Source organism: Roseateles sp. P5_D6, from assembly GCF_054049415.1.
In genome coordinates this window covers 43394-56442 of the sequence record NZ_JBFUMK010000027.1, presented here as the reverse complement: position 1 = coordinate 56442, position 13049 = coordinate 43394, and the positions used below count along the sequence as shown (strand labels likewise).

The window sequence follows — 13049 nt, the reverse complement described above, 5'->3', positions numbered from 1 at the left end:
GTGCGGGTCTTCCACATCGAGACCGACAGTTTTCGCGAGCTTGCGGCCCTGCCCGAAGCGCTGCCGGAGCGTGGCTTCCTGTGGGTGGGCTATGGCCGGCGCGAGTTCGAAGTGGGCGAGCCGGCCGTGCAACAGGCACTGGCGCGGTGGGGCTGCGGCAATATCGTCGACCTGCATGTGTCAGATCTGATCAACAACCAGCTGCCCTCGCATTTCGACTACACGTCCTGGTACGACATGCTGGTTTTCCGCCGCCTCGCCGCGGCGCCGGGCAGCCAGGATCTCTTCGTCGATGACGAGCACGGCACGCTGGCCTCGGCGCAGCGAGCACTGCGGGCCATCGACACCAGTCCGGTCGGCTTTGCCGTTTTCGACCGTGTGCTGATCACTGTGCACCCCACCGACTGCCAGGTGCGCGAGTTCTTCGCCCAGAAGCTGGACCGCCTGACTGAAGGCCGCGAGAAGCGCGACGCACGCGGCGGCGCCCGCCTGCCAGCCAGCCCGGCCGACCTGATGCTGCGCATGGTCAACCACATGGTGGACAGCTATCTGGAGCTGCGGCGCCTGCTGACCCGCCAGCTCGGCACGCTGCAGCGCGTGCTGCTGGACCAGAGCAGCGAGTTCGATGACTGGCCGCTGCTGCTGGAGAGCCGCGATGCCCTGCACCGGCTGGAGGACACCTGCGAAGACCAGCGCGCAGCCATCCAGGAGTGGATAGACGCGCTGGACGAATGGCCGGTCGACGGCGACCCGCAGGTGACGCGCGAGCGTGAGCTGCTGCGGGTGCGCTCACGCGACGTGCTGGAGCATGTGGAGCGGGTGCTGACCCATGTGCGCCGGCTGGAGTCCTCGGCCGAGTCGGCCGTGCAGATGCACTTCAGCGCCCTGGGGCATCGCACCAACAGCATCATGCGCACGCTGACGGTACTGACGGCCATCTTCCTGCCGCTGAACCTGATCACCGGCATCTTCGGCATGAATTTCGAATGGATGCCGTTGATCAAGAACGCCAACGGCTTCTGGGATGCCGCCCTGCTGATGCTGGCCGTGGCGCTCGGGCTTTGGTTCCTGTTCCGTCGCAAGCGCTACCTGAGCAGCAGCCGGTAGGTCGACCTCAGCGCAGGCGGCGGCGCGCCACCGTCAGGATGACGCCCAGGCCGCCGAGCAGCAATGCGGCCGTCTCGGGCTCGGGCACGGCTGCCACCGTTGCAAGAACGCTGGAACTTCCGCGCAGGCAGGCCGAACCGCCGGGGCACTCGGACGGATACAGCGGCGCCAGGGCGGAGAAGGAAGAACCGAGCTGCGCATCGGCCGCACCGCCACCGAACAGGGCCGCCACGCCATTGCTGTTGAAGTAGGCGTTGGCCGCGCCGCCGGCCGCCGTGTCCACATCCAGCAGGCCCGTGCTGAAGCCGGTCGGGCTGGCCGTGCCGATGCCCAGGCCGGTGGCGATAAAGGTGTTGCCTGCGGCGTCGACGGCATGGCCCATGAGGGACAGGAAGAGCGTGCCATTGGACGCTTCGGCCAGGTCACCCGCCGAACCCCCGGCGTTGCCGGTCGTGAAGTCGTTGTTGGCGCCAAAGCCGGCATAGACCTTGAGCCAGCCACCGCTGAAGCGCACTTCGCTGGCGCTGATCGACGAGACCGCGTAGCCGCCGAAGACGTACGTCAGCTCGCAGCCCGAGCACAGGCCGGAGACCGCCGCAGAGTTGATGGAATCGATCTTGCCGTAGCCGCTCAGCGTGTCGCCGACGGCCAGTGGCACGTTCTGGTAGGTCTGGGTGACCGCGAAGATCTGGCCCAGCGGGATGTCGACGCCGGCAATCGACACGGCGCCCGCGCTTCCTGCGCAAATCAGCGCGGCGGCGGTCGCAAGGGCGCGGATCGACTTCAGCATGGGAGCCTCCGATGACAGGCGAAGTACAAAAATACTCGCCACCGCCGCCGGTTTCCACAGCGAAATACCCCTAGAAGGGGTTGCAGCCTCAGCCGCGTCGGTAGGGGTCGGAGAAGCCCAGGCCGGTCAGGATTTCTGCCTCGCGCGCTTCCATCGCCTCGGCCTCGTCGTCGGCCTCGTGGTCATAGCCCTGGGCATGCAGGGTGCCGTGCACGAGCATGTGGGCGTAGTGGTCGAGCAGCGGGACGCCCATCTCGGCCGCCTCACGTTCGACGACCTCCGCGCAGATGACCAGGTCGGCGCCGACGACGGGCTCGTGAGCGTAGTCGAAGGTCAGCACATTGGTGGCGTAGTCCTTGCCACGGTACTCGCGGTTCAGTGCCTGCCCTTCCTCGGCGTCGACGATGCGCACGGCGATCTCGCCCGGCAGCTCCAGCGCCGCGCGGATGAATCGCTGCACCTTGTGGCGCGGCAGCAGCGCGCGGTGGCGCGGGTCGGCAAATTGCAGGGACAGGCTCAGCTCTGGTTTCATAGGTCGCGTGCTTCGCGCTTGGCGCGCGCTTCGTAGGCCTCGACGATGCGCGCCACCAGCGGGTGGCGAACGACGTCGGCGCTTGTGAAGCGCGTCATCGCAATGCCCTTGACCCGGGCCAGCACATGCTCGGCGTCGATGAGGCCGGACTGCGTGCCCCGCGGCAGATCGATCTGGCTGGTGTCGCCGGTGACGACGCAGCGGCTGCCRAAGCCGATGCGSGTCARRAACATCTTCATCTGCTCGGGCGTSGTGTTYTGCGCYTCGTCGAGGATGACGAAGGCGTGGTTSAGCGTRCGSCCGCGCATRAAGGCCAGCGGCGCGAYCTCGAGCTGGCCCTTCTCGAAGGCCTTGGTCACCCGGTCGAAGCCCAGCAGGTCGTAGAGGGCGTCGTACAGGGGGCGCAGATAGGGGTCGACCTTTTGCGTCAGGTCGCCGGGCAGGAAGCCCAGGCGCTCCCCGGCCTCGACGGCGGGCCGGGTCAGGATGATCCGCTGCACCGTCGAGCGCTCCAACGCGTCCACCGCACACGCCACGGCCAGGAAAGTCTTGCCGGTGCCCGCCGGGCCGAGGCCGAAAGTGATGTCGTGCGACAGGATCTGCTGCAGGTACTGGTGCTGGCGCGGTGTGCGGGCCGACAGGTCGGCGCGGCGGGTACGCAGCACCAGCGCATCGCCGTCGCCCGGACTGGCGGCCGAAACAGGATCTGGCGCCTTGGCCTCGACGAGGGCCAATTGCAGCGTTTCGGCTGACAGCGGCCGCCTGGCGCGCTCGTAAAGTCCTTCGAGCAGGGTCCTGGCGCGCTCGGCAGCTGTCTTGGGCCCGTCGACGCGGAACTCGGCGTCGCGGCGCGAGATCTTCACGCCGATGGCCGCCTCGATCTCACGCAGATGGGTGTCCAGGCTGCCACAGACGCGGGCCAGGCGCGTGTTGTCGACCGGTTCAAGGGTGAAGCGCAGGATCACGATGGGGCTGAAAAGAAGTGGACGGGGATTGTCGCCGGCTCCGTGCAAAGAGGCTGGCCGGCTGGTGCATTCCCGGCCTGCGCAGAACAGGCGCTCACGCACAATGCCGCTCCATGACGTCACCGATTGCGCCGAGGGCCTCCAGGGCTCGGCGCCTGCCTCTTTTTTTGCTGCTTTCAGCCGCCCTGCTCTGCCCGGCCGTAGCGCAGGCTCAAGGCTTCGCCGGGCCGGACTGGACGGCCACCTTGCGCGGCTGGCTTGCTGCCATGCTGGCCCTGATGGCGACCGTCATCGGCCTCGTCTCCAGCCTGCACCACCGCGAACGGCCGGCGAGTTTTCTCATCGGCATGATGCTGAGCTGGGTCGTGCTGCGCGCCGCCGCCGCCCCCAGCGCCGCGGGCTTGCGGCCGCTGCTGCTGACCCTGCTCGTGCTGTGCGGCGTTCAATACCTGCTGCGGCAGATGAACTGGAAACGCAGCTGGATCGACCATGCGCTGTTGATCCAATGCCTCGTTGTGCCGGCCAGCCTGCTGCTCGCGGGTGGCCAGGTCGGCATCCTCGGCTCGGTCTGGCAGGCGGTGTTGAGCCTGGAGCTGGTGGCCGCCATGGGTTGGGCGCTGTGGCTGCGCCGCGAGCGCCTGAAGACGAGCGCCGACGAGGCCCTGTCGCGGGAGTTCGTGCTGATGGCCGCCCTGCTGCTGCCGACCATGGCTGCCCTGGTCGCCGAGCGGTTGCTGGCCGCTGCCAGTGAACCGCTGTGGTCATCCGCCGCACCCTGGCTGAACCTGATGCTGCCGGTGCTGATGCTGGGCCTGGGACTGCAACTGGTGAACAGCGTCGCCCATGCGCGACTGGACGCCGAGAAGCGCATCGCAGCCATCGAGCAGCGCATGTCCGAGCGCATCGCCGAGGTCGAGCGCAGCCACGCCCAGCTCGCCGAGCAAAAGCTCGAGCAGGTCACCGAGCGCGAACGCAAGCGCATCGCCGCCGATCTGCACGACGATCTCGGCGCCAAGCTGCTGACCATCGTGCACACCAGCGAGTCCGACCGTATCTCCACGCTGGCGCGCGAGGCACTGGAGGAGATGCGCCTGTCGGTGCGCGGCCTGACCGGCAAGCCGGTGCATCTCATCGACGCCCTGGGTGACTGGCGCGCGGAGGTCGTTTCACGCCTGGGCCAGGCCAATATCCTGGCCGAATGGAAGTCGCCGGCCGAGGACATCGAGCACACCTTCCAGGCCCGCTCCTACGTGCAGACGACGCGCATCCTGCGCGAGTCGGTGTCCAACATCATCAAACACAGCGGCGCCACCCATGCGACCATTTCGAGCGCGGTACAGGACGGCGATTTCATCCTGACCATCCAGGACAACGGCCAGGGCATTCCGTCCGAACTGGACGGAAGGTTGGACAGAGGCCACGGCATGGCGAGCATGAAATCACGCGCCAAGCAGATGCATGGCCAATGCCTGGTGGAATCCGGCCCTGGCTGGGGTACTGTCATCCGTCTGACGATTCCGCTCTGAATGCCGAGGCTCCCATGAACCACATCCTGCTGCTCGAAGACATCCCGGAGATCCGCGCCTGGCTCAAGGCGCTGGTCAAGCAGGTGTTCGCCAACGCCCAGATCACCGAGTGCTCGCGGGTGCAGGACGCGCTGGCCCTGGTCAATGGCCAGCGCTTCACGCTGGCCCTGCTGGACCTGGGCCTGCCCGACGGTTCGGGCGTCGAGGTCATCGCGGCGCTGCGCGAGAAGCAGCCCGAAGTGCAGTCGGTCATCGTCACCATCCACGACGACGACGAGCATCTCTTCCCTGCCTTGCAGGCCGGTGCCTTCGGCTATCTGTTGAAGGAACAGTCCCGCGAGCTGCTGGTGGAGCAGCTGCAGCGCATGAGCGGCGGAGAGCCGCCGCTGTCGCCGTCCATCGCGCGCAAGGTCATCGCCTACTTCGCGGCTCAGAAAAAGCCCAGTTCGCAGGCGTTGCTGCACGAGGTGTCGCTGACCGACCGCGAGACCGAGGTGCTGCTGCGCGTGGCCAAGGGCTACACGCTGCCGGAGATCGGCGTGCAGCTGGGCCTGAGCCGCCACACCATTGCCGACTATGTGAAGCAGATCTACCGCAAGCTCAATGTGAGCTCGCGTGCCGAGGCGGCGCTGGAAGCTCAACGACTCGGGTTGTTCGGCAGGAACTGATCGCCCTTCGGCCCAGATAATGGGCCGATGATTGGAAGACTGTCTGGCGTCATCGCCGAGAAATCACCGCCGCAGGTCGTCATCGACGTGGCGGGCGTGGGCTACGAGGTGGACGTGCCGATGAGCACCTTCTTCAACCTCGGCGGCCTGGGCGAGCGGGCCGTGCTGCTGACCCACCTGACCGTGCGCGAGGACGCGCACCAGCTGTTCGGCTTCCTCACCCACGAAGAGCGCGCCACCTTCCGCCAGCTTATCAAGATCAGTGGCGTCGGGCCGAAGATGGCCCTGGGCTTGTTGTCGGGCCTGTCGGTTTCAGAACTCGCCCAGGCCGTGTCGCGCCAGGATGCGGGCCGGCTGACCAAGGTGCCGGGCATTGGCAAGAAGACGGCCGAGCGGCTGCTGCTGGAGCTGAAGGGCAAGCTCGGCGCCGACCTGGCTCTGCCCGCCGCCGTCACCAACGACACGCAGGCCGACATCCTGCAAGCACTGGTCGCGCTGGGCTACAGCGAGAAAGACGCCGCCGCCGCGCTGAAGGTGCTGCCCCCTGATGTCGGCGTCAGCGACGGCATCAAGCTGGCGTTGAAGAAGCTGACATGAGCATCCAGACCGATGACTTCGCTCCGGCGCCCCGCGTCGTCAGCGCCGCGCCCGAGTCCAGCCGCGAGGAGGCGATGGAGCGTGCACTGCGGCCCAAGCATCTCGATGACTACGTCGGCCAGGTCAAGGCCCGCGAGCAGTTGGAGATCTTCATCGGCGCAGCCCGCAAGCGCCGCGAGGCGCTGGACCATGTGCTGCTGTTCGGCCCGCCGGGCCTGGGCAAGACGACGCTGTCCCACATCATCGCGGCCGAGCTGGGCGTCAACCTGCGCCAGACCTCCGGCCCGGTGCTGGAGAAGCCCAAGGACCTGGCCGCCATACTGACCAACCTCGAGAAGAACGACGTCCTCTTCATCGACGAGATCCACCGCCTGAGCCCCGTCGTCGAGGAAATCCTCTACCCGGCGCTGGAGGACTACCAGATCGACATCATGATCGGCGAGGGCCCCGCGGCGCGCTCGATCAAGCTGGACCTGCAGCCGTTCACGCTCGTGGGTGCAACGACGCGCGCCGGCATGCTGACCAACCCGCTGCGCGACCGTTTCGGCATCGTCGCGCGGCTGGAGTTCTACACGCCGGCCGAGTTGCAGCGCATCGTGACGCGGTCCGCCGGCTTGCTGGGCGCGCCCATCGACGCCGACGGTGCGCTCGAAATCGCCCGCCGCTCGCGTGGCACACCGCGCATCGCCAACCGCCTTCTGCGCCGCGTGCGCGACTACGCCGAGGTCAAGGCTGACGGCCGCATCGTTGCCGGCATCGCCGACAAGGCGCTGGCCATGCTGGACGTCGATCCACAGGGCTTCGACCTGATGGACCGCAAGCTGCTGGAGGCCATCGTGCACCGCTTCGATGGCGGTCCGGTCGGTTTGGAGAACGTCGCCGCCGCCATCGGCGAGGAAGCCGGCACCATCGAGGACGTTATCGAGCCCTATCTGATCCAGCAGGGCTTTCTGCAGCGCACGCCCCGCGGCCGCATCGCGACACTGGCGGCCTACCGGCATCTGGGCCTGACGCCACCGGGCGGCAAGACGGCACCCGATCTGTTCGGGGAATGAAAACGGCGCCGCAAGGCGCCAATAAAAAAGCGCCCCGAGGGGCGCTTTCTGTATTCCGGTCCCGAAGGATCAGAAGTTGTGGCGGACGCCAACAGCCAGCGAGCTGAAATCCGTGCCGCCAACGATGGAACCGCCAGCCACGCGGGGGAAGCCGGCCACCGCGATGGAAGCGTTCGGCTCGTAGGCACCCTTGGACTGGTTGTCAATCTTGGTCCAGAAGCCGTAGACCTTGGTGCGCTTGCTCAGGTTGTAGTTGTAGCCAACCGTCAGCTGCTTGGCGCCGTCGTCGACCAGCACGTTGTCAGCCTTGCCGAAGTTCAGGTGGAACTCGGACTGGCCCATGACGTACATGCCGGACACGCGGAAGGTGTTCCAGTTCTTCTTGCCGGCAGCGCCGAAGGTGTTCTCGGCGCGCTGGACGTAGCCACCAATGACCACCGGGCCAAACTCATACAGGCCGCGGATGGCGATCTGGGTGAAGTCGCCGTGCTTCTCATAGCCGAAACCGGCGTGGGCGGGGCCCATGTCGTAGTTCACTGCGACGTCGAAAGCGCGGGGGGTCGCGTTTTCACCGGCGGCTGCCGAAAGTTCGGCGGAGAAGCCGCCCGCTGTCGGGGTGAAGTAAGACACCTTGTTGTTGCGCACGAAGTGCGTCGCGTAGAGCGCGTCCGTCGAGGTGCCCGTGTCATGGTTGTGCATGGACACGTAGTCGGCCGTGGCGAAGTAGGAGCCCGGGAACCACCGGCCGAGGCGGATACCGCCGAAGCCACCTTCCAGTTGGACCCACGAAGCGCGGCTCCAGAAGGTCGTGCCGGCGCTGGCAGCACCGGTATCCGATTCAAAACCATGCTCCAGCGAGAAGGAAGCCTTCAGGCCGCCGCCGAGGTCTTCGCTGCCCTTGAGGCCCAGGCGCGACGAGTTGTTTTGCACAGCGACCTTGCGGTCTTGCGAGCCGATCTTCTGGCTTTCCACGGAGGTGTTGAGGCGGCCCCACAGGGTCACGCTTTGTGCGAAAGCCGGCGCGGCGGCGGTAGCGGCCAGAGCGGCGACGAGTGCAATCTTCTTCATCGTTTTGCCTTTGTAGAGAGGTTGGGCGGGGCCATGGGCCCTGCCTTGAAGGACCAGTGGCGGCCAGTATAGGAGCGGCTTTTACCGCGCCCGACCGCAGCGACGCGTGGATGCAACAGTGGGCCTAGGGACCTTGAAAAGCCCGCCCTGCCTGCATCAAGCCGCGATGTCGTCGGCGCTCAGCCCGGCCAAGTGGCGGTCGTCGTTCCAGCCGATCAGCGTGAATCCTTCGGCTGTTGCCAGCAATCGGTTGATGGTGGCATTGCCCAGCTGCCAGCTGCGCGGCGCGTCCAGGGCGGACCGGGTCGCAGCCCTGTAGAGGCAGTCCAGCACGCCGCCATGGGCGACGAGCGCAATGCTCTGCCCCGGGTGGGCCGCGGCGGCGCGGCGGGCCGCAGCGACGCAGCGCGCGCTAAAGACGGTCAGGCTCTCGCCGCCGCCGACGGCGAAATCGGGCTCACGACGCCGCCATCGGGCGGCATCCTCGGGATAACCCCTATCAATCTCTTCCCAGCTCAACCCCTCGAACCGGCCGAAGGCGCGCTCGCGCAGAGCGGCGTCGAAGTGGATGGCCAGGCCTTGGACGCCGGCCACGGCCTCGGCGGTCTGGCGGGCACGGCTGAGATCACTGGAATAGATGGCCGCCAACGGCTCGTCGGCCATGGCCTCGGCCAGGCGCTGAGCCTGGGCCAGACCCAGCGGGCTCAAGGGGATGTCGGTATGCCCCTGGATTCGCGTGGCGCGGTTCCAGGCAGTCTCACCGTGGCGGATCAGGATCAGTCGAGTGACTTCTTCCATCACAACTAGACACCCCAGACGACGTCGGCCTTTTCCTTCATGCTGCGCTGCATCAACTCGTGCAGCGGCCAGGCGCGCTGGCGCAGGGACACGCCCTGGCGGCGCGGCACGGCCTCGCCGGCGGCCTTGGCTTCGTCGACGCTGCGCTGGAATTGCGCCTCATCGGCCGCCACGCCGGCTTCCAGCGCCTGGATCAGGCCCGGCAGTGCAGCCACTTCGAGGATGCCTTGTTGGGCGGGTTCGCGCCCCATCAGGCGCAGCACGGCATCGGCCGAATCGGCCATCATGATGACGTCGGCGCCAGCCTTGGATTTGAAGCGGTAGAGCATGGCGGCATTGTGCGCGTGTACTTGCGCGGGCCGAGCGCCGGGCCGCTCCCAAGCCGGCCCGCCTTGGGCGATGCTTGCGGCTCGATGCCGCAAGCATCGCCGTCCCCCCGGGGGACCGACCAGACACGCCGGCGTTCAGCAGGGCGGGACTGGGCGAGGGGTGCCGTCTCAGGCGCTGGCCAACCCCAGCCAGCCGGACACCGGCGAGTCGACGACATGGCGGCGCGGGCGCACGCGCTGCTCGAATTCGTCGGGCGGCAGCGGCCTGGCAAACAGATAGCCCTGGAACTCGTGGCACCCGGCCTGGGCCAGGAAGTCGCGCTGGGCCTCAGTCTCGACACCTTCGGCGATGACTTGCAGGCCCAGGGCCCGGCCCATCTGCACGATGGCGTTGGCGATGCCGACATCGCTGGCGTCGCTGGGCAGGCCCTGCACAAAGCTGCGGTCGATCTTCAGGCGTTGGATGGGGAAGCGCTTGAGATAGCCCAGGGAGGAGTAGCCGGTGCCGAAGTCGTCGATGGACAGCGTGACGCCCAGGGCCGCCAGCGCGCGCATGCGCTTGAGAGCCTCCTCGGCATCGCCCAGCAGCACGCCCTCGGTCAATTCCAGTTCGAGCAGGCTGGCCGGCAGCGTGGCCTCGCGCAGGACTGCAGCCACCGTCTCGACGAAATGGGCCTGCTGGAACTGCAGGGCCGACACGTTGACGGCGACCGGCATGCGCAGGCCGCGGCCCAACCAGTAGGCGGCCTGGCCGACGGCCTCGCGCAGCACCCACTCGCCGATGGCGACAACAAAGCCACTCTCCTCGGCCAGGGGGATGAATTCGGCGGGCGAAATGTCGCCACGCTGGGGGTCTCGCCAGCGGATCAGCGCCTCGGCACCGATGACGCGGTCGCTGCCCAGCTCGACCTGGGGTTGATAGTGGAGCCGAAAGCGCCCCTCGGCCAGGGCCTGGCGCATGTCGTGGTCCAGGCGCATGCGCGACAGCAGGTCGACTTCCTTGCGCGGCACGTGGAAGCGGAAGCCCGCGCGGCCGCTTTCCTTGACCCAGTGCATGGCGCGTTCGGCGCTGGCCATCAGCTCGTCGGGCGAACTGCCGTCGCCGGGGTGCAAGGCGATGCCGCAACTGGCCGTGACGGTGAAGCTCAACGTGTCGAAGCTGAAGGGCTGGGCCAGCAGTTGCTGCACATGGCGGGCGGCGGCCTCGGCCTCGAACATCTGGGCGCCGTCGATCAGCAGCGCGAATTCATCGCCGCCCAGTCGGGCCAAGGTGTCATTGGCGCCGACGGCGCCGCGCAGGCGCTCGACGACCTCGCGCAGCACGCGGTCGCCATAGCTGTGGCCCAGGGTGTCGTTGATCTGCTTGAAACGGTCCAGGTCGAGATGCAGCAGCGCAAAAGTGGGAGATTCAGCGGGCGCCGGTTGGCCAGTCTCGACGGCGGCCATCTGCTGCACGATGCGGTCGGCCAGCGCGCGGCGGTTGGGCGCGCCGGTCAGCACATCGGAACGGCCAAGCTCCTCGATGCGTTGGTGCGCAGCCAGCTTCTCACTCAGGTCGCGGAATGAAAAGACCCGGCCGATGGGCTCGCCGCGACTCATCTGCGGCAGCGAGACCTGCTCCAGCACGCGGCCATCGGCCAGGCGCAGCATGTCGCTGGAGCGCATCAGCGGCGCGTCCAGCAGTGACTCGATGCGCAGGCGGTACTGCTCGCCGTCGCGCATGACACGCTGCAGGCTCAGCCACAGGCCGGCGTCGCCGGGCTCATGCAGCAGCCCGCCGGGCAGGCCCCAGAGCTTGGCAAAGCGGCGGTTGAAACTGCGCACGCGGCCGCCCAGGTCGACGACGAGGATCCCGTCGGCGGTGGACTCCAGCGTCGCGCGCAGTTCGGCCAGCAGGGTCTCGCGCTCGGCCTCGGCGCGCCGGCGCCGGGTCTGGTCGTGCAGCAGCACCAGCCAGTAGCGGCCGCCGTCGGGCGTGTGGACGGGACTGATGCTGCGGCTGACCCAGCGCGGCTGGCCGTCGCTGTGAGTCAGCACCGTGTCGGAGCGGATTCGGGCGAAAGGATCGCGGGCGGCGCCCTGCCAGAAGGCCTCGTCCTCCAGCGAGCCGCACAACAGGGCCGGCGGCTGGCCCAGCGCCCGTTCGGGCTTGAGACCGAGCAGGCGCAACGCGGCGCGGTTGACGGCGTTGACGGTCAGACTTTCACCATCCACCAGCCAGGCCGGCTCGGGCAGACCTTCCAGCAGCGCACCGATCACGGACGGCGCCTCCGAGACGCGGGGCAAGGCTGAGTTCGCCTCGCGGCCGGCGTTCACGCGGCCAACTCCCCTGGTCCCGTACTCGCGGCGTCGAAGAAGTAGGCGATGCGCGCCCGGGGGCTGAGGTAGTCGAGCGACGCTCGCGGCAGGAACTGGGGCTTGAGGCTGCGCCGGATGCCGAGGTCGGGCATCTCTTCGAGGTTGAGGATCAGCGCCTCTTCCTTGACCACCTTGACGTCATGGACCATGACGCGAGGCTTCAGCGGACGCGCCGAATTGACCGAAACGACCAGCGCATAGCGGTCATCGGTGAGCTGCACGGTGGAACCCGGCGGGTAGACACCCATCATGCGGATGAAGGCGTTCAGCATGGTCGCGTCGAAGCGATTGCGGCCCTGCGCAAACATCAGCGACAGCGCCTCGTGGGGCGTCATCGCCTTGGACGTGATCAGCGGATTGCACAAGCCATCAAAGCGGTTGACCAGCGCAACGATGCGCGCGCCGGTGCTCATGCGGTCCATGTTGATCTTTTGCGGGAAGCCGCTGCCGTCGGCATGCTCATGATGCTGGGCAACGATGAGCAGCGGGCCGGGTGCCAGGCCCATGGTCTGGGCGATGGCCACGCCCTTGACGACGTGCTGCTGGTAGGCCTGGGTCTCGGCCGCCGTGAAGCTTTCGTCGCGGTGGCGCAGGCGCGCAGCGACCTCGAGCTTGCCGACGTCGTGCAGCAGCGAGCCGACGCCCAGGTCCATCATCTCGTCGCGACCGAGGCCGAAAGCGCGGCCGAGCAGCAGGGCAATGATGCAGACGTTCAGCGCATGGGCCGTGCTGCGGTCACCCGCGGCCTCATTGAGCAGCCGCATATTGAGATCACCCTCGACCAGCATCTTGTCGAGCAGTGCGGCGGTCAGGCTCTCGGCCTGGGTACGGGCGGCATGGGGATCGGGCTGGACCAGGTCCATGACACCGCGAAAGCCTTTGGCCGCCTCGCCGTACTGCTCCTCGCACAGACGCAGAGCCTCGCGTTGGGCGGCCAGAGCGCGGCGGTGGGCTTCGCGAGCCAGATCTTCAGGGCTGGGTTGCGAGGGGGCGGAACTGTCGCTCGCAGCACTGACGTCGCCGGCATCCGCAGCCACGGCGTCCTCGGACGACTGCAGGTCCAGGTCGCTCTTGGCGGGGCTCCAGCGCACCTGGGTCAAGCCAAGGCGGCGCAGGATCAGCAACTGATCGCTGGAGGCGATCTTGAAGCTCGACAAGGGGAAGGGATGCGACATCCAGCCGAGATCCAGATGAATGAACATCCCGACCGCCAACTGGCTGACATCGATCAGTGGATCGCTTGTTCTATCCTGCAT

The 13049-nt window shown here is 67.5% G+C and carries 13 protein-coding genes; 5 read left to right on the top strand and 8 right to left on the bottom strand.

What is annotated here, in order from left to right:
- Entirely contained in the window at positions 1–1107 is a 1107-nt protein-coding gene (locus ACXJKM_RS26755; protein WP_056194347.1) for a magnesium transporter CorA family protein, read from the top strand.
- 7 nt (positions 1108–1114) lie between these two features.
- Here ACXJKM_RS26755 and ACXJKM_RS26750 read toward each other — a convergent pair whose 3' ends face one another.
- The 3 genes from ACXJKM_RS26750 to ACXJKM_RS26740 form a co-directional block, all read right to left on the bottom strand.
- On the bottom strand, positions 1115–1897 hold the full coding sequence (locus ACXJKM_RS26750; protein ID WP_056194351.1) for a PEP-CTERM sorting domain-containing protein: 783 nt from the start codon (positions 1895–1897) through the stop codon (positions 1115–1117).
- Between the two features lie 88 nt (positions 1898–1985).
- Positions 1986–2429 (bottom strand): rRNA maturation RNase YbeY, encoded by a 444-nt coding sequence (gene ybeY / locus ACXJKM_RS26745; protein WP_457325632.1) that lies wholly within the window; start codon positions 2427–2429, stop codon positions 1986–1988.
- A complete protein-coding gene (locus ACXJKM_RS26740; protein ID WP_457356197.1) occupies positions 2426–3394 on the bottom strand; it encodes a PhoH family protein in 969 nt (322 codons plus the stop codon). The genes ybeY and ACXJKM_RS26740 overlap by 4 nt, the downstream gene beginning before the upstream one ends.
- Positions 3395–3561: 167 nt before the next feature.
- Between ACXJKM_RS26740 and ACXJKM_RS26735 the strand changes: the two genes are divergently transcribed.
- The 4 genes from ACXJKM_RS26735 to ruvB are packed head-to-tail and all read left to right on the top strand — an operon-like array spanning position 3562 to position 7240.
- Positions 3562–4920, top strand: coding sequence for a sensor histidine kinase (locus ACXJKM_RS26735; RefSeq protein ID WP_056194359.1), 1359 nt, complete (start codon positions 3562–3564; stop codon positions 4918–4920).
- 14 nt (positions 4921–4934) lie between these two features.
- Positions 4935–5588 carry a response regulator gene (locus ACXJKM_RS26730; RefSeq protein ID WP_056194361.1) on the top strand — a complete coding sequence of 218 codons (654 nt, stop codon included), beginning with the start codon at positions 4935–4937 and terminating at the stop codon, positions 5586–5588.
- Between the two features lie 27 nt (positions 5589–5615).
- Positions 5616–6185 (top strand): Holliday junction branch migration protein RuvA, encoded by a 570-nt coding sequence (ruvA, locus tag ACXJKM_RS26725; RefSeq protein WP_457356196.1) that lies wholly within the window; start codon positions 5616–5618, stop codon positions 6183–6185.
- Positions 6182–7240, top strand: a complete 1059-nt coding sequence (ruvB, locus tag ACXJKM_RS26720) for a Holliday junction branch migration DNA helicase RuvB (protein WP_457356195.1) — start codon at positions 6182–6184, stop codon at positions 7238–7240. The genes ruvA and ruvB overlap by 4 nt, the downstream gene beginning before the upstream one ends.
- A gap of 69 nt (positions 7241–7309) precedes the next feature.
- On the opposite strand, the gene ACXJKM_RS26715 is transcribed toward ruvB, so the two are convergent.
- From ACXJKM_RS26715 to ACXJKM_RS26695, 5 genes are all read right to left on the bottom strand, one after another.
- Positions 7310–8308, bottom strand: coding sequence for a porin (locus ACXJKM_RS26715; RefSeq protein WP_457356194.1), 999 nt, complete (start codon positions 8306–8308; stop codon positions 7310–7312).
- 156 nt (positions 8309–8464) lie between these two features.
- Positions 8465–9106, bottom strand: a complete 642-nt coding sequence (locus ACXJKM_RS26710) for a histidine phosphatase family protein (protein WP_056194488.1) — start codon at positions 9104–9106, stop codon at positions 8465–8467.
- A 5-nt stretch (positions 9107–9111) separates the two neighbouring features.
- The gene (locus ACXJKM_RS26705) at positions 9112–9435 is read right to left on the bottom strand and encodes a DUF1840 domain-containing protein (RefSeq protein ID WP_056194372.1); all 324 of its coding nucleotides are present in this window, start codon (positions 9433–9435) and stop codon (positions 9112–9114) included.
- Between the two features lie 168 nt (positions 9436–9603).
- Positions 9604–11721 (bottom strand): putative bifunctional diguanylate cyclase/phosphodiesterase, encoded by a 2118-nt coding sequence (locus ACXJKM_RS26700; protein WP_082532505.1) that lies wholly within the window; start codon positions 11719–11721, stop codon positions 9604–9606.
- Between the two features lie 26 nt (positions 11722–11747).
- On the bottom strand, positions 11748–13049 hold the full coding sequence (locus ACXJKM_RS26695) for an HD-GYP domain-containing protein (RefSeq protein WP_457323898.1): 1302 nt from the start codon (positions 13047–13049) through the stop codon (positions 11748–11750).

What these genes read in the sequence shown, in the direction of transcription:
- ruvA (WP_457356196.1), top strand. Translation starts at nt 5,616, where the DNA reads ATGATTGGAAGACTGTCTGGCGTCATCGCCGAGAAATCACCGCCGCAG.
- ACXJKM_RS26695 (WP_457323898.1), bottom strand. Translation starts at nt 13,049, where the DNA reads ATGCAGGATAGAACAAGCGATCCACTGATCGATGTCAGCCAGTTGGCG.
- ACXJKM_RS26705 (WP_056194372.1), bottom strand. Translation starts at nt 9,435, where the DNA reads ATGCTCTACCGCTTCAAATCCAAGGCTGGCGCCGACGTCATCATGATG.
- ACXJKM_RS26730 (WP_056194361.1), top strand. Translation starts at nt 4,935, where the DNA reads ATGAACCACATCCTGCTGCTCGAAGACATCCCGGAGATCCGCGCCTGG.
- ruvB (WP_457356195.1), top strand. Translation starts at nt 6,182, where the DNA reads ATGAGCATCCAGACCGATGACTTCGCTCCGGCGCCCCGCGTCGTCAGC.
- ybeY (WP_457325632.1), bottom strand. Translation starts at nt 2,429, where the DNA reads ATGAAACCAGAGCTGAGCCTGTCCCTGCAATTTGCCGACCCGCGCCAC.
- ACXJKM_RS26710 (WP_056194488.1), bottom strand. Translation starts at nt 9,106, where the DNA reads ATGGAAGAAGTCACTCGACTGATCCTGATCCGCCACGGTGAGACTGCC.
- ACXJKM_RS26715 (WP_457356194.1), bottom strand. Translation starts at nt 8,308, where the DNA reads ATGAAGAAGATTGCACTCGTCGCCGCTCTGGCCGCTACCGCCGCCGCG.
- ACXJKM_RS26750 (WP_056194351.1), bottom strand. Translation starts at nt 1,897, where the DNA reads ATGCTGAAGTCGATCCGCGCCCTTGCGACCGCCGCCGCGCTGATTTGC.